15 protein-coding genes are annotated in these 20,887 nt (G+C 68.4%); 8 read left to right on the top strand and 7 right to left on the bottom strand.

The annotated features are described in order from the left end of the window. Window positions 1–14 precede the first annotated feature (14 nt). On the top strand, window positions 15–977 hold the full coding sequence (locus A3ES_RS0101360) for a TauD/TfdA family dioxygenase (RefSeq protein WP_020384971.1): 963 nt from the start codon (window positions 15–17) through the stop codon (window positions 975–977). Between the two features lie 45 nt (window positions 978–1,022). On the opposite strand, the gene A3ES_RS0101355 is transcribed toward A3ES_RS0101360, so the two are convergent. From A3ES_RS0101355 to A3ES_RS53665, 3 genes are read right to left on the bottom strand one after another with little or no spacing between them, the layout of a single operon-like run. After that, window positions 1,023–2,135 (bottom strand): amidase, encoded by a 1,113-nt coding sequence (locus tag A3ES_RS0101355; protein WP_020384970.1) that lies wholly within the window; start codon window positions 2,133–2,135, stop codon window positions 1,023–1,025. Between the two features lie 17 nt (window positions 2,136–2,152). Then, window positions 2,153–3,982 carry an AfsR/SARP family transcriptional regulator gene (locus tag A3ES_RS45825; protein ID WP_020384969.1) on the bottom strand — a complete coding sequence of 610 codons (1,830 nt, stop codon included), beginning with the start codon at window positions 3,980–3,982 and terminating at the stop codon, window positions 2,153–2,155. 22 nt (window positions 3,983–4,004) lie between these two features. Continuing rightward, window positions 4,005–4,151 carry a hypothetical protein gene (locus tag A3ES_RS53665; RefSeq protein ID WP_020384968.1) on the bottom strand — a complete coding sequence of 49 codons (147 nt, stop codon included), beginning with the start codon at window positions 4,149–4,151 and terminating at the stop codon, window positions 4,005–4,007. A 207-nt stretch (window positions 4,152–4,358) separates the two neighbouring features. On the opposite strand from A3ES_RS53665, the gene A3ES_RS45820 reads away from it, so the two are divergent. Next, window positions 4,359–5,882, top strand: a complete 1,524-nt coding sequence (locus A3ES_RS45820; protein WP_020384966.1) for a glycosyltransferase family 39 protein — start codon at window positions 4,359–4,361, stop codon at window positions 5,880–5,882. A 454-nt stretch (window positions 5,883–6,336) separates the two neighbouring features. On the opposite strand, the gene A3ES_RS0101330 is transcribed toward A3ES_RS45820, so the two are convergent. Genes A3ES_RS0101330 through A3ES_RS53660 form a run of 4 tightly spaced genes read right to left on the bottom strand, consistent with a single transcriptional unit; the run spans window position 6,337 to window position 9,832 of the window. Continuing rightward, window positions 6,337–7,164, bottom strand: coding sequence for a carbohydrate ABC transporter permease (locus A3ES_RS0101330; RefSeq protein ID WP_020384965.1), 828 nt, complete (start codon window positions 7,162–7,164; stop codon window positions 6,337–6,339). Between the two features lie 25 nt (window positions 7,165–7,189). Further along, on the bottom strand, window positions 7,190–8,188 hold the full coding sequence (locus A3ES_RS0101325) for a carbohydrate ABC transporter permease (protein ID WP_020384964.1): 999 nt from the start codon (window positions 8,186–8,188) through the stop codon (window positions 7,190–7,192). A 48-nt stretch (window positions 8,189–8,236) separates the two neighbouring features. Beyond that, window positions 8,237–9,580, bottom strand: a complete 1,344-nt coding sequence (locus A3ES_RS0101320; RefSeq protein WP_020384963.1) for an ABC transporter substrate-binding protein — start codon at window positions 9,578–9,580, stop codon at window positions 8,237–8,239. Window positions 9,581–9,631: 51 nt separating this feature from the next. Further along, complete coding sequence (locus tag A3ES_RS53660; protein ID WP_157630248.1) at window positions 9,632–9,832, bottom strand: hypothetical protein; 201 nt, start codon at window positions 9,830–9,832, stop codon at window positions 9,632–9,634. 706 nt (window positions 9,833–10,538) lie between these two features. Here A3ES_RS53660 and A3ES_RS53655 point away from each other — a divergent pair. The 6 genes from A3ES_RS53655 to A3ES_RS55890 all read left to right on the top strand — a co-directional run bounded on the left by A3ES_RS53655 (window position 10,539) and on the right by A3ES_RS55890 (window position 20,883). Next, window positions 10,539–10,721 (top strand): hypothetical protein, encoded by a 183-nt coding sequence (locus tag A3ES_RS53655; protein WP_157630247.1) that lies wholly within the window; start codon window positions 10,539–10,541, stop codon window positions 10,719–10,721. Window positions 10,722–10,905: 184 nt separating this feature from the next. Continuing rightward, complete coding sequence (locus A3ES_RS0101300) at window positions 10,906–12,132, top strand: ROK family transcriptional regulator (RefSeq protein ID WP_020384959.1); 1,227 nt, start codon at window positions 10,906–10,908, stop codon at window positions 12,130–12,132. Beyond that, window positions 12,129–13,655, top strand: a complete 1,527-nt coding sequence (locus A3ES_RS0101295; RefSeq protein ID WP_020384958.1) for a sugar ABC transporter ATP-binding protein — start codon at window positions 12,129–12,131, stop codon at window positions 13,653–13,655. The genes A3ES_RS0101300 and A3ES_RS0101295 overlap by 4 nt, the downstream gene beginning before the upstream one ends. After that, window positions 13,652–14,659, top strand: coding sequence for an ABC transporter permease (locus tag A3ES_RS0101290; RefSeq protein WP_020384957.1), 1,008 nt, complete (start codon window positions 13,652–13,654; stop codon window positions 14,657–14,659). The genes A3ES_RS0101295 and A3ES_RS0101290 overlap by 4 nt, the downstream gene beginning before the upstream one ends. Window positions 14,660–14,699: 40 nt before the next feature. Continuing rightward, window positions 14,700–15,758, top strand: a complete 1,059-nt coding sequence (locus tag A3ES_RS0101285) for a substrate-binding domain-containing protein (RefSeq protein WP_020384956.1) — start codon at window positions 14,700–14,702, stop codon at window positions 15,756–15,758. Between the two features lie 256 nt (window positions 15,759–16,014). Next, window positions 16,015–20,883 carry a ThuA domain-containing protein gene (locus A3ES_RS55890; protein ID WP_020384954.1) on the top strand — a complete coding sequence of 1,623 codons (4,869 nt, stop codon included), beginning with the start codon at window positions 16,015–16,017 and terminating at the stop codon, window positions 20,881–20,883. Window positions 20,884–20,887 lie beyond the last annotated feature (4 nt).

Raw genomic sequence — 20,887 nt, 5'->3', positions numbered from 1 at the left:
GAAGGAGCACGAAGATGAACTCAATGATGCTCGAGCTGGCACCCGACGAACGCGAGATGGCCGAGTTGGTCGCCCGCGGTGTCGTCTCGGCCGGTGACGGCTGGGTCAACTCCCACTCCTGGGTGGAGGCCGCGGCCGCCGGGTACCACGATCTGCCGGCCAGTCTGCGCAAGACGCTGGCCCGGTTCCGCCGCGATTCAGGCGAGACCGGTTCGATGCTCGTCCGTGGCCTGCCGGTGGACGAGCGGGCCGTACCGGACACCCCGGCCGTAAGCGGGTCGGTGCAGAAGGAGGGAACGGTTCCCGCCGCTCTGCTGACCCTGGTCGCCAGCGGGCTCGGCGACCCAGCGGCCTACCTGGCCGAGAAGTCGGGCGCGTTGGTGCACGACGTCGTACCGGTGCCGGGCAACGAGCAGTTCCAGGGCAACGAAGGCTCTGTACTGCTGTCGTTCCACAACGAGAACGCGTTTCACCCGCACAAACCCGACTACGTACTGCTGCTCTGCCTGCGGGCAGATCACGAGAAGGTGGCCGGCCTGCGGGTCGCCTGCATCCGTACTGCGCTCAGCAAGCTCGGCAAGGAGTGCGTGGAGGCGTTGTTCCGGCCGGACTACATCACCGCGCCGCCGCCGTCGTTCGGTGCCGAGGGCGACCAGTCAGCACCGCACAGCATCCTCACCGGTGCCCCCGACGACCCGGATCTGCTGGTCGACTTCGCCGCGACCAAGCCGCTCGGAGCGGAGGCGGAGCAGGCGATGCTCGAGCTGCAGACGGTGCTGGCGGCAACCGCTGCCACGATCTACCTGGAGCCGGGCGACCTGGCGATCGTGGACAACCGGGTCGCCGTACACGGCCGTACCAGCTTCACGCCGCGGTACGACGGGCTGGACCGGTGGCTGCAGCGCACCTTCTCGCTCCGCGACCTGCGAGCGTCCCGTGACCTTCGGCCGCAGGACGCTCACGTACTGGTGCGGTAGTTAGCCGACGCGGGCGGCCCCGTAGCAGCGGGGCCCGCCCGTGTCTTACAAGCCTGGAAGAGTTGCGGCCACCGACAGCAGTTGGGCTTCGGCGTGATGCGGGCCGATCAGCTGCACGGAGGCCGGAACCGGCGACGACGCCAAGGGGACCGGCATCGCAACGGCCGGGTGGCCGGTCAGGTTGAGCGGGGCGGTCAAGGCGGGGAAGTCGAAGCGGCTTTCCTCACCGAGCCGCGGCGGCAACGACACCAACGTGGGCAGGGCAAGCACCCCGTACTCCGCCAGCTTGGCATCGAGCTGTGCACGGAACGCCCGTCCCAGCTGACGTGCGTCGGCGATCAGTTCGTCGTCGAGATACTTGCCGCGCTCGATCCAGTCCCGGACCCGGTCGCTCATCCGGCCGCCGTCCAGCAGATGCCGGTGCGCGACGTGCCCCTCCGCGGTGATGATCAGGCCGGCGGCCACCCCGGCCCGCAACCAGCCGGTCAGCGGCACGTCGACCACCTCGTAACCCGACCGGGCCAGGGCGGCGTCGACGGCATGGTCGACCACCGGATCGATGCTGATCTCCGGCATCCGTAGCCGCCCGATCCGGCCCGCGTACGGCGCCGGAGCGAACCCGGGCTCGAGCAGACTCATCGCCTGCCCCAGCCCTTCCGCCCCGCGGGCGAGCACGCCGACCACGTCGAGCGAGGGCGCGTACGGGAACACCCCGTCGAGCGGGAGCCGGCCAGCCGTCGTCTTCAGTCCGGCGACGCCGCAGCAGGCCGCAGGGATTCGGCTCGAGCCACCCGTGTCGGTGGCGATCGCTAGGTCGGCCTCACCCGCCGCCACGGCGACGCCCGAACCGCTGGACGAGCCGCCGGGCACGAGCTTGCGGTCGAGCGGGTTGCGCGCTGTACCGGTCCACGGGTTCACTCCGTCCGGCGGCCGGCAGAGCTCGGTCAGGTTGGTCTTGCCGACGACTACGCCACCGCCCGCCCGGATCCGTGCGACCACCGGCGCGTCGACCACGGCTGGTTCGGCATGATCCCCGACGGCGGGACAACCCGCGGTGGTGGGGACGCCGGCCACGTCGATCGCGTCCTTCACTGCCACTCGTGAACCGGCTGAGCCGACGGAAGGGGGCGTGCTGAAGCGGTGCAACCAGGTGGTCATCGGCGTCCGTTCGGTCGTCAGGCGGCGGGGTTCCAGAGCCGGGAGCCCTGGTGGATCCGCTCGAGCGCCGCGCTCCGTTCGTGCGGGGGGTCCTCGGCGAAGGCACGGTCACGGGCGTACGCCCGTACCAGCGGGTGGATCGAGTACAGGTCGAGCCGGCCGGTCCGGTCGCCGGTCAGCTCGGCGAGGTGCCGGTCCGCGAGCCCGTTGAGCAGCTCGTGCGCGGACACCAGGGAGGCGTTGAGCAAGACGGCGGCCTGCCAGACCGAGAAGGGGTCGGCCAAACCGAGTGACAGCAGCCGCAGCGCCCGGCGCCGGTCTGGTGAAAGCCCTGCGTAGCTCGCCTCGATCCTGGCGCCCACGTCGAGATCACCGAGCCGCAGCTGACCGAACGGCTCGTCGGTGAGCCGCGCAGTGACCTGCCGTACGGTCAGGTCGGGGTTCGCGGCCAGCCGGGCGCCGAGCACCCGGACGGCCAAAGGCAACCGATCTGTTGCTGCGAGCAACTTTCTTGTGGTGACCGGGTCGACCTGACCGGACAGCGCCTGCAGCAACGACTCCGCCTCGGCCGAGGTGAATCCACGCAGTCCGATCCAAGTGGTTCCCTCCAGCGCCGTCAGCCGGCGCCGCGAGGTCATCAGCACGCTGGTCCTGGTGCCACCCGGCAGCAGCGCACGAACCTGCGATTCGTCCGCCACGTCGTCCAGTACGACCAGCAGCCGGCGCTCGGCTGCGAACTGACGGAACAGCCGGGCAAGCTCCGCCACCTCGGACGGCAGTTCGGCGTCGAGCACCCCGAGCAAGCGCAACAGCGTCGCGAAGGCGGTCGTGGGCTCCATCGGGTCGGTCGTACTTCCGGCCAGGTCGAGATACAGCTGCCCGTCCGGGAACTCGTCCCGCACGGCGTGAGCCACCCGTAGTGCGAGGGCAGTCTTGCCGGTGCCGGCCAACCCGACGACGGCCGCCGTACCCCCGCCAGGGCGTAGTACGGCGTCGAGCTCCTGCAACTCGCTCGTCCGGCCGGTGAAGTCGGACGGAGCGGGTGGCAGCTGCGCCGGTGGCTGGCTGGACGGACGACCGGTCACCTCGATGATGACCGCAGGCGCGGCCAGCGTCGGGTCCTGTTCCAGGATCGCCTGGCGCAGCGCCTTCAGCTCGTCCCGCGGGTCGATACCCAGCTCCTCGGCCAGGTGCCGGCGGCAGGCGTCGAACGTCGCCAGCGCCTCTGCCTGCCGCCCGCAGCGGTAGAGCGCGAGCATGGAAAGCCCGCGGACGTTCTCGCGCAGTGGGTGCCGGCTGACCATCGCAGTCAGCTCGGACACCACTCGATGATGGTTGCCACAGGCAAGTTCGGCGGTCATCAGCGCCTCGCTCGCGGCCAGCCGTGCCTCCTCCAGCCGGGGCTGCTCGACCTCGGTCAGATACTCAGTGGCACCCACTAGGGCGTGGCCGCGCCACAGGGCCTGGGCGGACCGTAGGGCGGTCACCGCATCGGTGTGCCGCTCGGCCTCGAGCGCGGCGTGCCCGGTGGCGGAGTGAGCCCTGAACTCGTCGAGGTCCACCCACGCCTCCGGAGCGCGCAGTAGGTAGCCACCACGCTGGCGGACCAGCTCGACCTGAGGGCCGAGCTGGCTGCGGAGCCGGGACACATACGTTTGGATCTGCGCGTTCGAGGTGCTCGGGAGCTCGCCCCGCCAGAGCATCTCCGAGAAGGTCGAGTCCGACACGACCCTGTTCCGCGACAGCAACAACGTTGCCAGTACGGTCTGGATCTTGGATCCGCCGAGCGCGAGCCGTTGACCGTTGCGAGTCACCTCGATCGGGCCGAGTAGTTGGAACCGGATCATCGTCGGGCGCCCGTTTTCCGGCTCAGTCCCAGCAGGCGACGCAGTCGAAAGGCAGGTCGACGATCAGCACGATCTCCGCGCCGGCGGTCGGCGTGGTGACGGTCGTCACACCGGTCACCGCCAGCAGGGCTGCGACGGCGACGACGGTGATTCGGACGACAGACTTCATGGATTTCTCCCCTTGGCAGCTCATGGTCAGGCCGTTCTTCTTCGCGTACGACGACGACCTTCTCCCGCCGTCGCGCGCGTGTCACCCTGTTTGATCTGGCCTGAAGCTGCAGCGGCAACTCCCTGACGCGACAGCGTCGTCACGACAGCGTCGTCACGGAGGGGGTTGTATACCGGGGATATAGGGCGCTGCGCGAATCTCGGGAGCATGAGGTCCCTGCTGACCGCCTCCGAAGAGGTCGGACTCGCCGAACCCCAGCGTCGCGAGCCCAGCCGCAATCGTCCGTTGCTCGCCCTGCTCGGTGGCCTGGCGACCGTGCTGACCCTGCTCAGTGACCGATACGGCTACTACCATGACGAGCTGTACTTCCTGGTCGCCGGCCGGCATCCCGCCTGGGGGTACCCCGACCAGCCGCCCTTGACGCCGCTGCTGGCCAGCCTCGGCAACGCGGTCGCACCGGGCGAGGTCTGGGCGGTGCGGATCCCGGCGACGCTGTGCACGGTGCTCACTGTCCTGTTCGTGGCTCTGCTGGTGCGGGAGATGGGCGGCTCCCGCCGGGCGGAGTTGATCGCAGCGGGGATGTTCTCGTGCTCGACGATGGTGCTGATCACCGGGCACGTGCTGGGCACGAGCACTACCGACCTGACCTTCGTCGCGGCGCTGAGCTGGCTGCTGTCCCGGCTGATCCGAACTGGCAACGACCGGCTCTGGCTGGTCATCGGTCTGGTCCTTGGCGTCGGCCTGCTGAACAAGATGACCCTGGCCCTCTGGGTGTTGGCAGTACTTGTCGCCCTGGTGGTCGTCGGCCAACGGCGGATCATGTACAGCCGCTGGTTCCTTGTCGCGGGCTTGGTGGCGCTCGCGCTCTGGACGCCGTACCTGCTGTGGCAGGCCAACCATGACTGGCCGCAACTCACCATGGCCTCGGCTTTGCGTGCACAGGCCGCCCAAGGCGGCTCGCTCGGCCTCCTGCCGTACCAGGTCGTCGTCGGTCCGCTACTGCTACCGCTGTGCGTCGTCGGCATGGTCTGGCTGTGGCGCAGCAATCAGTTCCGCGTCTACACGGTGACCTTCATCGTCTTCGCCGCGCTGCTGATGGCCACCGGCGGTAAAGCCACCTATCTGGCCGGTGCCTATGCGGCAGTCTTCGCCGGAGCTGGGATCGCCGCGGACCGCTGGATGCGTTCTCGCCGCCGCGCCCTGACCCTGTACGGCGTACTTGGTCTGTCGCTCCTGCTCGCAGCGCCCCTCGGCCTGCCCCTGCTGCCGGTGCGTACAGCGATCTCGCTCGGCAATGCGCTGACCGTTGACCAGGCCCGCAGCCAGAGTGGCTGGCCCGAACTGGCTGACTCGGTCGCCCGAGCGATGGACCCGTTGACCCCGGCTGAGCGCACCCGCACCGTCGTCTATGCCTCCAGCTATGGCCAAGCTGCCGCCCTACAGCGCTTCGGCCCCGCCCGCGGGCTACCGCAGGCATACAGCGGTCACAACGGCTTCGCCATCTGGGGGCCGCCCCCGGATTCCGCCGACATCGCGATCGTGGTGGACAGCTCCCGCCGGACCGGCCCCGGCGACGTCCCGGACTGGACCCGGCAAGGCTGCAAAACGCTGACCCGAGTCGGCACCGTAGCGGCACCGACAGCCACCCGCGAAAAGAACAAACCGATCTGGCTCTGCCAACTCCGCACCCCCTGGTCCCTCCTCTGGCCACAACTAACGCGCCTCGGCTAACCCCAAAGCCAGTAAGTCAAGCGGCTTCGGGGAGGTACCTCGCCGTGGCCGAACCGCAGGCAAGGGCAGCCGGTCGGGTACTCGACCCTGCGACCGCTGTGGCGAAGCCACGGACGGCGGCGCACGCACGCCCCGGCCCCGATGCCCGACACGCCGAGGGAAGCGCTTGCCGTCCGGACCGAGGTATGCATGAGCGTCCGGCCCCTCCCCGGCCACGTGCCGCACGGGGTCTCGTCGGTCGACGACCCCTTCAGCGTGACGTCCGGCGGAGTACGAGGTCTGTGCCCACCATCCCGGTCTCCGCCAGCCCGCCAGCACCCGCCAGCACCCGCCAGCACCCGATCATTCGCCCCCTCTTGACCACCCCGAGCCACCTTGTGCGCCGGCCAGGCGCCCAATCCGCCGAACGACGCCCAGCCCGTGCCCAAGGTCGATCCCGCCCTGGTGCGCGAGGTCACTTGAGGCCCGCCAGGCGGACACCGTTGACGATGTAACGCTGGAAGATGAGCACGAGCAGGATCGTCGGCAGCGCTGCCAGAGTCGATCCGGCCATCAGCATGCCCCACTCGTTGCCGCGCGCCGACCGGAACGTCGCGAGGTACTGCATGATCTGGGTCAGGTCGGGGTTCGACACGACGAGCACGGGCCACACGTACGAGTTCCAGTACCCGAGGAACGAGGCGATGCCGACGACAACGAAAGGCCCGAGCGACTGCGGCACGAAGATCTGCAGGAAGATCTGCCAGCGGGTCGCGCCGTCGATGAGCGCGGCCTCCTCCACGGCGGCCGGCATGTTGAGGTAGAACTGCCGCAGGAAGAACATCTGGGCGCTCGCCGCGACGCCGGGGATGATGAGCACCGCCAGAGTGTCGAGCATGCCGAGCTTGCTCACGACGACGAACGACGTCAGCAGGATCGCCATCGCCGGGACGAACATCGGCGTGATGCAGACAAGCCACCACAGCCGCTTTCCGGCGAACTCGAGGCGGGCGAACGCGTAGGCCGCCATCGAGTTCACCACGAGGCTCGCGACGGTGAAGATGACGGCTCCGGCGAAGGTGATGACCATGGCACGGACGAACGCCGGGTCCGCGAGGATCAGGCGGTAGTTGTCGAGCTGCCACACATCGGGGAAGAACTGGAACGGAGTGCGCAGCACCTCGGTCTGGCTCTTGAAGCCGGAGATCGCCATCCACGCGAGAGGAAAGAGTGCGGTCACGGCGATGCCGACGACGAGCAGGTAAGACAGGAGCCGGCGCGGGGCGTACCACGAGCGGTTCATCGGAGGTCCTTTCGGTGACGCCGCCTCAGGCGTCCGACGACTTCTCGGAGCTGACGACCCGGAAGATGATGAGCGAGATGGTGCCGATCACGATGAAGAGCAGCAGCGCCGCCGTCAGCGAGTAGCTCGTTGCGTACGGCGTGGCGTCGCGGAAGCTGTTGAAGATGTAGAGGTTCGGCGTGTTCGTCGCGTTGACGGGGCCACCGTTCGTCATGACGAGTGGAAGCTGGAACTCCTGGATCGTCAACGTCAGGCCGGAGACGAGCAGGAAGAGGATGACGTTGCGCAGCGACGGGATGGTGATGTAGCGGGTGCGCTGCCAGAAATTCGCGCCGTCGAGCTTGGCCGACTCGAAGTAGCTCTCCGGGATGTCCAGGATGCCCGCGAGCATGATCAGGGTCGACACGCCGAAGCCGAGCCAGATGGCGGGGACCGCCACGGCCGGCAGCGCGGTCGTCGCCGTGTTGAGCCACGCGAGCGGGCCTTGTCCGAACAGCCCGATGAACCAGTTCGCGAAGCCCTCGTCCTGGTAGATGAAGACGAAGATGATCGCCGCGACGACGCTCGAGACGACGGCCGGCACGTAGACGGTCGTCTTCATGAACGCCGCCATGCGCTTCGACAGCGTTGCGAGGAAGCTCGCGAGGAGCAGGGCGAGAACGAGGATCGTCGGCACGACCATCAGGGCGAACTTGAGGCCGACCAGGAGCGAGTCGTAGAACTCCGGGTCGGTGAGTACGTACTTGTAGAAGTCGAACCCGACGAACTCGGCGTCCTTGTAGAAGCTCATCTCGAAGAAGCTGAGGTAGAACGCGTACACGAGCGGCCAGACGACGAAGATACCGAGCAGCACGACCATCGGCGTGATCATGAGGTACGCGGTGAGGTGCGCGCGCAGGTGCTGCGGAGCCTGCTCGGTGACCCTCGCCCGACGCCGGCGTCGGCGTCGGCGCGACGTGCCGCTCGGGTCGGTCACCTCGGTGGCCTTGGCCGTCGGCTGGGCCGACGTGTCGATCATGGACATGCTGTCCTCCGGGTCTTGCCTCGTCGTGCGGCTTGCTTGAGCGGCCGGTCAGCCCTTCGGTGCCGTGCCCTTGAGGCGCTGCTGCTTGATGACGCGGTCGATCGCGTCGCTCGCCTTCTGCGTCGCGGCCGGGATGTCGGCCTTGCCCTTCATGACGGACTCGATCGCTGTGGCGAAGGCGAGGGAGACGTCGAACGGGTACGCCGGCTCGGCCTTGCCGGTCGCGACGACCTTGTCTGTGATGATCTTCATGAACGGGTCGGACGTTGCGGCCGGGTCGCTGGCGAGCGCTTGGTCCACAGAGGTGCGGACGGTGTACTTCGAGAAGCCACTCTGCCTGAAGAAGTCGGCCATGATCGCCGGGTCACCTGCGAGCAGGTACTCGATGAACTTCGCCGCCGCCTGCTTGTGCTTCGACTTGGCGTCGACTGTCAGTGTCCAGCCGCCGAGCGTCGAGGTCGGCTTGCCGGGGTCGCCGTCGACGGACGGGAACGGAGCGACCGCGGTGTTCTTGATCATCGTCGGAAAGGTCTGCTTGAGCTGGCCGACCGCCCACGAGCCGTTCGCCATCATCGCGACCTGGCCCTGGCCGTACGGCGTCGCGTCGGGGTAGCCGACCTTCGGCTGCTGAGGGATCCAGCCCTTCTGGAAGAGGGTCTGGTAGAGCTCGAAGAGCTTCGTGTAGCACGGGTCCTTCGCGTTGGCGGCAGACCAGTCGTCGTTGATCGGCAGGTGGCCGCACGCGTTGTACTGCAGGCCCCAGCTCGACCAGCCGAGGTCGGGCGCGACGGAGGCGATCGTCATGCCCTTGACTTTGCCCTTCGTCAGCTTCTCGGCCCACGTGAGCAGCTCGTCCCAGGTCTTGGGTGGCGCGTTTGGGTCGAGACCGGCGGCCTTGACCAGGTCGGTGCGGTAGTAGAGCACGGTCGACGGCTCGACGAGCATCGGGTACGCGTAGTGCTTCCCGCCGACCTGGACGAACCCGGCGACGTTGGACTTGATGTCGCTCCACGCCTTGTCCGGCAGCATCCCGTCGAGCTGTGCGAACTGGCCGTTCGTGACGCCGGCGGGGATGCCGCCGTAGTTCGTCGTCGCGACATCGGGTTGCGTACCCGCGGCCTGCGCGGCTTTGAGCTTCTGCTGCCACGTGTCACCGGGGACGACCTGATACTTGACCTTCACGTCGGTCTGCGATGCGTTGAACTTGTCGACGTACGTCTTGAACCACTTCTGCTGGTACGGCTCGAACTGCGACTGCCAGAAGGTGATCTCGGCTGGTCCGCCGTTTTCTCCGGAGCTCCCCGAGGTGGCGGAATTCGAGCTGCAGCCCGCGAGGACTAGCAACGCGGCGACGGCTGTTGCTGCGACGATCCTGAGTCTCCGTTGACGCATGTCGATGCTCCCTTGGTCTGCGATGGATGGTGCTGGGTGTCGGTGGTTGAGTCACGGCGTCTCGGGTGCAGGTACGGCGAGTAGACGCCCGGCAGGTCTTCTTGTGTGACGAGCGGTTGGGATCGCCCCAACCACTGACAGCTCACCGACGGTTCCGGCCCGGTCGACGCGGAACGGCGCGTCCGGGCCGTTGTCGGTCAGCGGGTCCGGATCCGGCACTGAGGTGCAGGATGTGTTGACAACGCTGCTCACGCGACGGAGTGTTGCAGAAATCGATTTCCCAGACAATGGTCCAGGGGCTCGTTAGATCCAGATGATGCTGGCTGCTGGCCACATCGTGAGGGTTTCGGCGGTCCGCGCAGTCGAGGATTGTGCGGCCGCGCGAGTCGGCGTTGATCGCTTTGCGGGTGGCGTAGGCGGCGTTCAGTTGGCCGCGGTATTTGACGGGTTGCCCGAGCTTGGCCTGGGCCCGTTCGAGGGGATCGCTGAGATTCTGGACCGGGAGGGTGTCCTGTGTCCGTCGGGGCACACTCCCCGTCAGAACCGCCACCGTAATGACGACGGCTGGTAGCACTCCGCAGTGCGGGCGATCTCGGAGAACCCTCGGTACGCCGGCTACGCGCTCTACGGGTGGTGGCTGAAGGTTGAGAAGTTGCTCTATCCGGAGGATGTTGCCGCTGGCCACGTTGTGCGGTTGGCCGCGAAGATCAGGGAGTGGGGAGGGCTGTTCGGTCCGGAAATCTTGATGGGACTGTTGCAATCGAGCCAGGTGCCTGGCCGGCAGTCGCTGATGACCACAGAGCGTGGAGGGGATCGATAGGCGGCGCCCGCTGTGGGCGCCCGCGCGACGGAGAAGCGAGCGCGGAGGGCACGTGGGTGCTGACGCACGAAACGCGAGCGGCTGGGATTCCAGCCGCTCGCGTTGGTGTGTCCGAGGGGGGACACGCACCTTAACCACATGCATCGAGCTCAACGCATGATCGTCGGCTCGTGCTCGTGGAACTGGCGGGCCGCGGTGGTTGTGCTGCTCGAATTCGCGTTGCATCGTCGAACGAGTTGGCGAGCCAAGCCGGACAGGAACGGCATCGTCATGGCCCGCCAACTCGCTGCCTTCACGCGTGGCCGCTACGTCATGAGCTGACGCTATTCAGTGGCGGTCCAGTCTTGTTCGCGGGCGACTTCGACCAGTAAGTGGGAAAAGTTTTGGAAATCTGGTCGTAACTTCTTCCCAATGTGGCCGAAGTGGATCTAACGTCCTCCTCACAGTTGTTGTGACATCAACTACTGCCACTGTGACCCACCCAGGAGAGACGGGAGCCATCCACGTGACGACTGCCGTGCGCAAGGTGCAGAACCGGAACCAGGCGAGACTGCTTCGACTGCTCCGGGACCGTGGGCCGCTCTCGCGGGCCGAGCTCACCGACGCCGTCACGCTGTCGAAGTCGAAGGTGGCCGTCGAGCTCGACCGGCTCACTGCGGCGGGTCTGGTCCAGGACGCCGGCCAGGCGGCCTCGCGTGGGGGCCGGCCGTCCTCGCTGGTCCGGCTCTGGGATGGGCTGCGGTTCGCCGGTATCGACGTCGGCGCCACCTCGATCAATGTGGCGATCACCGATGGTGGCCTCACCACGCTGGCGCAGCGGCAGGGCGACATCGACGTCAGCCAGGGCCCGGAGGTCGTGCTGCGGGCGGCTTCGCAGATGGTCCGCGACCTGCGCGCCGAGACGGGGACCGAGTCGCTGGCTGGGATCGGTGCGGGTGTGCCGGGGCCGGTGAGCTTTTCCGAGGGGTTCTCGGTGGTGCCGCCGATCATGCCGGGCTGGGACAAGTACCCGGTCCGTGACCGGCTCAGCGAGGAGTTCGACTGCCCCGCCCTGCTGGACAACGATGTGAACATCATGGCGGTCGGCGAGTTCCATGCCGGCGCCGCCCGCGGAATCGGGACCTTCATGTTCGTCAAGCTCGGCACCGGCGTCGGGGCGGGCATCTTCGTCGACGGCCACGTGCACCGGGGTGTGGACGGGTCAGCCGGCGACATCGGGCACATCCAGGTCCACGACCAGGGTCCGGTGTGCGCCTGTGGCAACATCGGCTGCCTGGAGGCGTTCTTCTCCGGTGCGGCCCTGCGACGCGACGCGGTCCTCGCGGCGCAGGAGGGCCGCTCGCCGTTCCTGGCCGCCCGGCTGGCCGAGCGCGGCGCACTGGACGTCCTGGACGTGGCTGACGCGGCGACCGCGGGCGACCCGGTCGTGATCGCGATGATCCGGGAGGGCGGCCGGCACATCGGCGAGGTGCTGGCCAAGCTGGTCAGCTTCTTCAACCCCGGCATGATCGTGATCGGCGGCGGTCTGTCGAACCTCGGCGGCACCCTGCTGGCCGAGCTGCGCGGCACGATCTACCGCCGTTCGTTGCCGCTGGCAACCAGGAACCTCCCGGTGGTGATGAGCGAGCTCGGCGACTCCGCCGGTGTGCTCGGCGCCGTCCGGATGATCAGTGACCACGTGTTCTCGCACGACCCCGCACTGCGGATGGCCGACGTCAGGGAGCTCGCATGACCGAGACGATGTTGCAGATGACCGGGATCGTGAAGCGGTTCCCCGGCGTGGTCGCGCTGGCCGGCGTCGACCTCGACGTCCGCCCGGGCGAGGTGCACTGCCTGCTCGGCCAGAACGGCGCGGGTAAGTCGACCCTGATCAAGGTGCTGGCCGGCGCCCACCGCCCGGACGAGGGCAGGATCCTGTGGGAGGGATCGCAGGTCGGCTTCGGTAGCCCGGTCGCGGCGGTGCGCCACGGCATCGCGACGATCTACCAGGAGCTGGACCTGGTCGACGGGCTCAGCGTCGCGGACAACATCTTCCTTGCCCACGAGTACGCCTCGGCCGGGTTCGTTCGGGGCCGGGAGACGCGCGAAGTCACGGTCGCGCTGCTGGAGCGGCTCGGCCATCCCGACATCTCGCCCGGTACCGAGGTAGGCCGGCTGTCCGCCGCGGGCAAGCAGATCGTCAGTATGGCGCGGGCGCTGTCGCACGACGCCCGGCTGATCGTGATGGACGAGCCGTCAGCCGTGCTGGCGCACGACGAGGTCGAGAACCTGTTCCGGGTGATCCGCGGCCTCACCGCCGCCGGCACCGCGATCGTGTACATCTCGCACCGGCTGGAGGAGATCCGCGAGATCGGGGACCGCGTCACCGTGCTCAAGGACGGCCGGACCGTCGCGGCCGGGCTGGACGCCCGGACCACGCCGACCACGGAGATCGTCAAGCTGATGACCGGACGCACCATCGAGTACGCCTTCCCGCCGCGCCAGAGCGAGCCGGCCGACGGCGACCCGCTGCTCGAGGTCTCCGGCCTGACCCGCGCGGGGGAGTTCGTCGACGTGTCCTTCGCGGTCCGCCCCGGCGAGATCGTCGGCCTGGCGGGCCTGGTCGGCTCCGGCCGGTCGGAGATCCTCGAGACCGTGTACGGCGCCCGGAAGGCCGGCGCCGGAACGGTGTCGATGGGCGGCCGGCGGGTTCGACCGGGCAGCGTGCCGGCGGCGGTCCGGGCGGGAATGGGACTGGCGCCGGAGGAGCGCAAGGCCCAGGCGCTGTTCATGCTGGCCTCGATCGCGGAGAACGTCGTGGCCTCCACCCTTCCCCGCTTCGCCCGGGCGGGCTTCGTCGACCGCCGGGCGGCGCTCGAAGCCGCAGCCGCCCAGACCGCCGCGCTGGAGCTGCGCCCCAAGGACCCCCGGCGTCCGGTCCGGACCCTGTCCGGCGGCAACCAGCAGAAGGTCGTGGTCGGACGCTGGCTGCTCAAGGGGTGCAAGGTCCTGCTGCTGGACGAGCCGACCCGTGGTGTCGACATCGGCGCCCGGTCGGAGCTGTACGCGTTGATTCGCGACCTCGCCGACTCCGGCGTCGGTGTGGTCGTGGTCTCCAGCGAGGTTCCCGAAGTACTCGGCCTCGCCGACCGGGTCCTGGTCGTCGCCGACGGCCGGATCGTGCACGAGGCACCCGCCGCAGAGCTCGACGAGCACCAGGTCCTCGACCTGGTGATGGAAGGAAGTGCAGTGATCACCAAGGAGGATGTCGTATGACCGCCACCGAGCCCGCGACGGCTCCCGACGCCCCCGTACTGCGAAGGGCCGCCCGGCTCGGGTCGCTCGGCGAGGCACGCAACCTGGGCCTCATCATCGTCCTGGTGCTGCTCACCGTCGTCGGGGCGATCACCGCCCCGGGGCTGTTCCTGACCTGGGGCAACCTCTTGAACCTGCTCACCACCGCGTCGGTGATCGGCGTCGTCACGGTCGGCATGACGTTCGTGATCATTGCCGGCGGCATCGACCTCAGCGTGGGCGCGATCATCGCGCTGGCCTCCGTCTGGTGCACGACGCTGGCCAGCCAGGGGTACGGGATCGGCGGCATGATCTTCGCCGCGATGGCGGTGGCCACTATCGTCGGCGCGGTGAACGGGGCGCTGATCGCCTACGGCCGGATGGTGCCGTTCATCGTCACGCTGGCGATGTACGTGTCCGCCCGCGGTCTGGCCGAGCAGATCTCCGGGCGCCGCTCGCAGATCGTCAGCGACCCCGCGTTCGCCCAGATCGCCTTCAACAAGGTGCTCGGCATCCCGTTGCTGGTGGTCATCCTGGCCGTCGTCGCCGTGGTCGGCTGGGTGCTGCTCAACCGGACGACGTTCGGCCGCCGGACGTTCGCGGTCGGCGGCAACGCCGAGGCCGCCCGGCTGGCCGGCATCGACGTACGGCGGCACACCCTGCTCGTCTACGTCCTGTCCGGGGTCTGCTGCGGGATCGGCGCGGTGATGCTGACCGCACTCACCAACACCGGCGCTTCCACCCACGGCATGCTCTACGAGCTCGACGCGATCGCGGCGGTGATCATCGGCGGCACCCTGCTGACCGGTGGCCGCGGCTCGCTGGTCGGCTCGATCCTCGGCGTGCTGGTCTTCACCACGATCACCAATCTGTTCATCCTCAACAACCTCGAGACGCCGATCCAGAACATCGCCAAGGGCGCCATCATCGTCGCGGCTGTGCTGCTGCAGCGTCGCGGGGACCGAAGAAATGCCGTCACCCACTGATCCTTCTCGACCTGACCGTCACTGGACAAAGGAGTTCCCCATGTCGCAGCCGAAATCCGCCGTCGGCCGCCGCCGGTTCCTCGCCGGAGGTGCCGCCATCGGCACCGGTGCACTGCTGACCGCGTGCACCAGCAACAGCCCCAAGGAGGCAGAGGGCTCGACCGGCGCGACGAACGCCCCGGCCGCCGCTGCCGAAGGACCGGCCGTCACGATCGGCTTTTCCGCTCCGGCGGCGGACCACGGCTGGATCGCCGCGGTGACGACGAACGCGGTTGCCCGGGCCAAGCTCTACAAGGACCTGACGCTGGAGGCCACCGAGGGCACCAACGACCCGGCCCAGCAGATCTCCGCGGTGAAGTCGCTGATCGCCAAGAAGGTCGACGCGCTGGTGATCCTGCCGTTCGACGGCAAGGCACTCACCGAGGTGGCCAAGGAGGCGATGGCCGCGGGCATCCCGGTGGTGAACCTGGACCGGGCGTTCTCCTCACCGCTGGCCAGCCATACCTTCATCGGCGGCGACAACTACGGTATGGGCGTCAGCGCGGGCAACTTCATCGCAGCGCAGATGAAGGCCAAGAACATCGGCAACCCGGTGATCGTCGAGATCGCGGGCTTGGACAACCTCGAGCTGACCCAGGACAGGTCGAAGGGCTTCAAGGAGGCCCTGGCCAGCCATGGCCTGAAGGTAACCGCCCGCCAGGCTGCCGAGTTCACTGCCGCCACCGGCCAGAAGGTCGCGTCGCAGGTGCTGCAGGCGAACACCAAGATCGACGCCCTGTGGAACCACGACGACGACCAGGGCATCGGCGTCGAGGCGGCGATCAAGCAGTCCGGCCGCACCGACGAGTTCATCATGGTGGGCGGTGCCGGCTCCAAGCACGTGATGGACCTGATCAAGGCGGACAAGTCGTTCGTCAAGGCGACCGTGCTCTACAACCCGTCGATGTCCGGGTCGGCCATCTCGCTGGGCCGGCTGCTGGCGCAGAAGAAGGGCCTGTCCGACCTGGTCGAGCAGGAGATCCCGGCCTCGATCACCACCTACTCGGCGACCGTCACCAAGGAGAACGTCGACAGCTACCTGCCGATCGGCTTCGCCTGAGCCAGCGGCCGAACCGCAAGCGGGCCGCCGGCCAGGACCCCTGACCGGCGGTGCCACCACCACTGATCCACAGCTTCACCACCGCTGATCCGCAGCACCACGAGTTCTGACCGCCGCACCACAACACCCGTCCGCGCACCGATCACGACGGCCCGGAGAGTCGTCGACGTACGTCCTGGATCGACCACAGCCCGTGCTCCGCCAGGCACTCGGGGTCATACCGCCTGTGTGGACCGTTCCAGAAGGAGTTCTCCTCGTGCGTACTACCGTCAGGCAAGCGCTCTGTCTTCTACTCGGAGCCGTACTCGCTCTGGCCGCGCTGGTGGTTTCCGCGCCGGCCGCCCAGGCACACACGTTCAACGTCCTCGTCTTCTCCAAGACCGCCGGCTTCCGGCACGACTCGATCCCGGCCGGGATCGAGATGATCAAGCAGCTCGGCGCGCAGCACGAGTTCACCGTCACGGCGACCGAGGATGCGTCCACCTTCACCGACGCCGGCCTCGCGTCGTACGATGTCGTGGTCTGGCTGTCGACCACTGGCGACGTGCTGAACGCCGACCAGCAGGCGGCGTTCGAGCGCTACATCCGGGGTGGCGGCGGGTACGCCGGCATCCACGCGGCCTCGGACACGGAGTACGACTGGCCCTGGTACGGCGACCTGGTCGGCGCGTACTTCGACTCCCACCCGGAGCAGCAGACCGCGACCGTCCAGGTGCCGGACCGCGGGCACCTGTCGACCAAGGATCTGCCGCAGCGCTGGAGCCGCTTCGACGAGTGGTACAACTACCGGGACAACCCGCGCGGCGACGTGCACGTGCTGGCAACCCTGGACGAGAAGACCTACAGCCCCGGTGCCGGTGCGATGGGGCACGATCACCCGATCGCCTGGTGCCAGAACTACCAGGGCGGACGCGCCTGGTACACCGGCATGGGCCACACCGTCGAGTCGTACGCCGACCCGGCGTTCCGCGCCCACGTGCTCGGCGGGATCAAGACGGCGAGCGGCCACGATCCGGCGGACTGCGGTGCGAGCGTGACGGACAACTTCGACCAGGTCACGCTGGCCAAGGGTGCGGCCGTGATGGGTGAGCCGATGGGGCTGGCAGTACTGCCGGACGGCGGCGTGCTGCACACCTCACGCGACGGCCGGGTGCACTACACCGCGAAGGCAGGGCAGACGAGTGTCGCGGCCACCCTGGACGTGTACGCGTTCCGCGAGGACGGCATGCAGGGCATCGCGATCGACCCCGACTTCGCCACCAACCAGTGGGTCTACCTGTTCTACTCACCGAAGCTGAACACGCCGGCCGGTGAGGTGCCGCACAACTCCGACGACCCGGCCAGCTGGGATTCGTACAAGGGCTACAACCAGGTGTCGCGGTTCAGGTTCACCGGCGGCAAGCTCGACCTGGCCTCGGAGCAGAAGATCCTGCAGATCCCGCAGGACCGGGGCAACTGCTGCCACCACGGCGGCGATCTCGATTTCGATGCTGACGGCAACCTTTACGTCTCCACCGGCGACGACACCGACCCGTTCGAGTCCAACGGCTACTCGCCGATCGACGACCGGGTGACCCGGGCGCCCCAGTTCGACGCCCGGCGCAGCGCGGGTAACACCAACGACCTGCGGGGCAAGCTGCTGCGGATCAAGGTCAATGCCGACGGCACCTACACCAGCCCGGCGGGCAACCTGTTCCCGGCCGGCACGGACAAGACCCGGCCGGAAATCTACGCGATGGGCTTCCGGAACCCGTTCCGGATCGACGTCGACGACAAGACCGGGATCGTCTGGGTCGGCGACTACGGGCCGGACTCCGGCGGGCCGAACAAGTACGGACCCGGCGGCCAGGTCGAGTTCACCCGGGTCGATGCTCCGGGCAACTTCGGCTGGCCGTTCTGCACCGGGACGAACACCGAGGCCGAGACGTACGCCGAGCGGACCTTCACCTCGACGTACACGGCGAGCGACCCGAACAAGGGGGACAACGACCCCGTCGGGGCGAAATTCGACTGCGCGGGCGGACCGGCCAACAGTTCCCGGCTGAACACCGGGCTGGCGAAGCTGCCTCCGGCGAAGGCCTCCTGGCTGAAGTACGACGGCGGGTCGATGCCCGAGCTGGGCAGCGGTTCGGAGTCGCCGATGGGCGGTCCGGTCTACCACTTCGACCCGGCCAACCCGAAGCCGACGAAGTTCCCGGCGTACTACGACAACCAGTTCTTCGCCTACGAGTTCGGCCGGCGCTGGTTCAAGAACATCTCGCTGGACGCCGACGGCTCGCCGCTGGCCATCGACCCGTTCTCCGCCGGGCTGAACCTCACTCAGCTGATCGACGCCGAGTTCGGCCCCGACGGCAGCCTGTACATCCTCGACTACGGCACCGGGTTCTTCAACGGTGACGAGAACTCGGCCGTCTACCGGGTGGACTACGTGGCCGGGTCCCGGTCGCCGGTCGCGGCCGCGTCCGCGGACAAGACGTCCGGGCTGGCTCCGCTGACGGTGAAGTTCTCCTCCGACGGCTCGCGCGACCCGGACCCCGGAGACACCATCGCGTCGTACGCGTGGGACTTCGACGGGAACGGCAGCACCGACTCGACCGAGGCGAACCCGAGTCACGCCTACACCGCCAACGGCAGCTACACGGCCAGGCTGACGGTGAGCGACTCGACCGGTAAGACGGGGGTGTCGGCGGTGGAGATCCTGGTGGGCAACACCGCACCGGTGCTCTCCATCACGCAGCCGCCGAACGGCTACGTGTACACGGCCGGCGAGACTATCCCGTACCGCGTGACGGTGACCGATCCTGACGGCCAGCCGGTCGACTGCACGAAGGTCTCGGTGACCTACGCGCTGGGACACGACGGTCACACCCACGGCGGTGACTCCAAGACCGGTTGCACGGGCACCATCACAACCACGGCCGACGCCTCGCACGGGACCGACGACAACATCTTCGGACTGCTGCTGGCCGAGTACACCGACACCCCGCCGAGCCCTGACGCACCGCCGGTGAAGGGCACCGCGGAGATCGTCCTCCAGCCGGACCACCGGCAGGCCGAGCACTTCAGCGAGATGAGCGGCGTCCAGGTGGTTGCCGACAGCAACGGTGCCGAGGGTGGCGCGCGGGTCGGTTACCTGGACAACGGTGACTGGATCGCTTTCGATCCGTACAACCTGAAGGACGTCAAGGGCCTGATGGTCCGCGCTTCCTCGGGCGGTTCGGGCGGCACGGCGACTCTGCGCGTCGACAGCCCGACGGGTCCCGTCGTCGCCGCCGTAGACGTACCGAACACCGGTGACTGGGGCAACTACGTTGAGCTGGATCCGGTCGCGGTCACCGATCCCGGTGGCACCCGCAAGCTCTACCTCACCGTGACCGGAGGCTTCGACCTGGACGCGTTCACGTTCCTGCGGACCCTGCCGCAGGAGTGCGATACCCGGCCGGCGCCGAACGACGAGTTCGACGGCACAGCGCTGGACAAGTGCCGCTGGTCGGTCGTCCGGCCGAGCACCCCGAACCTGCGGGTGGCCGACGGCGCGCTGCAGATCGACGCGGTGGCCGGTGACATGTACGCCGGCACCAACAGCGCCAAGAACCTGGTGCTTCAGCCGGCGCCGGCGCAAGGTGGTTTCGAGGCCGTCACCAAGGTCGACATCGGCGGCACCGACGACCACGAGCAGGCCGGGATCCTGCTGCTCGGCACCGGGAACAACCACGTCAAGGCCAACCTGATCAACATCCCGAACCAGGGCTGGCGGATGGAGTTCGGCCAGACGATCAACGGCACCGCGGTGTTCGACGCGCGGCTGGACCGCTCCGGTGCGCTGCCCGCGTCGGTGACCGACGGCGTCTGGGTGAAGCTGAAGAGCGACGGGCACACCCTGACGGCGTACTGGTCCGCGGACGGGACGAACTGGCAGGCGTTCGGCCGCAACCGGGCTCTGAACACGCTGTCCGAGCCACGGATCGGCGTGGCCGCGTTCAACGGCGCGGGCGCGACGGCGAAGTTCGCCTTCTTCCACCTAACGCCGACGGCGGCGACAGCGTGCACCCCGACGGCTCCCGAGGCGGGCTACACCGCCCTGTTCGACGGATCGGCGCAGTCACTGGCCGGCTGGCGGATGGCCGGTCCGGGCGGGTTCGCCTACGCCGGCTGCGAGATCATGAGCCACGGCGGACTGGGACTGTACTGGTACCAGGCCGATTCGTTCCGCAACTACTCGCTGAAGCTCGACTGGTTGCTGGCCGGTGACGACAACTCCGGCGTGTTCGTCGGGTTCCCGGACCCGGGCAACGACCCGTGGTCGGCGGTCGCCAAGGGCCGGGAGATCCAGATCGACGCCACCGACGACCCGGACTCGACCACCGGTGCCGTGTACAACGCGCAGGCGGCCGACATCGCCAAGCGGGATGCGGCGCTGAAGCCGCCCGGGCAGTGGAACGCCTACGAGATCGTTGTGCAGGGCAAGCGGATCCGGGTCTACCTCAACGGCGTCCTGATCAACGACTACGTGGAGACCGATCCCAACCGGCTGCGGCAGCCGTCGTACGTCGGGCTGCAGAACCACGGCAACGGGGACGAGGTGTTCTTCCGGAACATCCGGATCAAGGAGGTCACGCCGCCCTCGATCACGGTCGGCGGGATCACCGACGGCGCGTCGTACGGCGACTCGGCAAGCGTCCGGCCCACGTTCTCGGCGACGGACGACGAGTCCGGCGTCGACACGGTGACCGCCAAGCTGGACGGCAGGGCGCTGACCAGCGGTACCGCGGTCGATCTGTCCCTGCTGCCGCTCGGCGCGCACACCCTGGTGGTGACGGCGACGGACAAGGCGGGGAACACCGCGACGGCCACCCGGTCGTTCACCACGACCACCTCGGTCGCCGACGTCCGGACCCTGATCACCCGGTACCGCGACGCCGGGCGGCTGGCGCCTGACCACGCCCGGTCGTTGCTCGACAAGCTTGCCGCGGCCGAGACCGCGATCGCCTCGAAGGACGAGCGCAGGGCACTGCACCTGCTCACCGTCTTCAAGGGCTACGCGGAGAGGAAGGTCGTCGGCGCCACGGACCGCGGTGTGCTGGTCCGCGACGCGGACGCCCTGGCCGACCAAGTTCGCGGCTGAGCCC

Source organism: Kribbella catacumbae DSM 19601 (genome assembly GCF_000372465.1).
Classification (GTDB): domain Bacteria; phylum Actinomycetota; class Actinomycetes; order Propionibacteriales; family Kribbellaceae; genus Kribbella; species Kribbella catacumbae.
The sequence above is the reverse complement of the archived record's forward strand: the minus strand, read 5'-3'. Positions and strand labels throughout refer to the sequence as shown.

Excerpts from the sequence above, each read along its gene's own strand:
- A3ES_RS45820 (WP_020384966.1), top strand. The coding sequence starts at position 4,359 with ATGAGGTCCCTGCTGACCGCCTCCGAAGAGGTCGGACTCGCCGAACCC.
- A3ES_RS0101360 (WP_020384971.1), top strand. The coding sequence starts at position 15 with ATGAACTCAATGATGCTCGAGCTGGCACCCGACGAACGCGAGATGGCC.
- A3ES_RS53655 (WP_157630247.1), top strand. The coding sequence starts at position 10,539 with ATGCATCGAGCTCAACGCATGATCGTCGGCTCGTGCTCGTGGAACTGG.
- A3ES_RS45825 (WP_020384969.1), bottom strand. The coding sequence starts at position 3,982 with ATGATCCGGTTCCAACTACTCGGCCCGATCGAGGTGACTCGCAACGGT.
- A3ES_RS0101290 (WP_020384957.1), top strand. The coding sequence starts at position 13,652 with ATGACCGCCACCGAGCCCGCGACGGCTCCCGACGCCCCCGTACTGCGA.
- A3ES_RS0101295 (WP_020384958.1), top strand. The coding sequence starts at position 12,129 with ATGACCGAGACGATGTTGCAGATGACCGGGATCGTGAAGCGGTTCCCC.
- A3ES_RS53665 (WP_020384968.1), bottom strand. The coding sequence starts at position 4,151 with ATGAAGTCTGTCGTCCGAATCACCGTCGTCGCCGTCGCAGCCCTGCTG.
- A3ES_RS0101325 (WP_020384964.1), bottom strand. The coding sequence starts at position 8,188 with ATGTCCATGATCGACACGTCGGCCCAGCCGACGGCCAAGGCCACCGAG.
- A3ES_RS0101320 (WP_020384963.1), bottom strand. The coding sequence starts at position 9,580 with ATGCGTCAACGGAGACTCAGGATCGTCGCAGCAACAGCCGTCGCCGCG.
- A3ES_RS0101355 (WP_020384970.1), bottom strand. The coding sequence starts at position 2,135 with ATGACCACCTGGTTGCACCGCTTCAGCACGCCCCCTTCCGTCGGCTCA.
- A3ES_RS0101285 (WP_020384956.1), top strand. The coding sequence starts at position 14,700 with ATGTCGCAGCCGAAATCCGCCGTCGGCCGCCGCCGGTTCCTCGCCGGA.
- A3ES_RS0101330 (WP_020384965.1), bottom strand. The coding sequence starts at position 7,164 with ATGAACCGCTCGTGGTACGCCCCGCGCCGGCTCCTGTCTTACCTGCTC.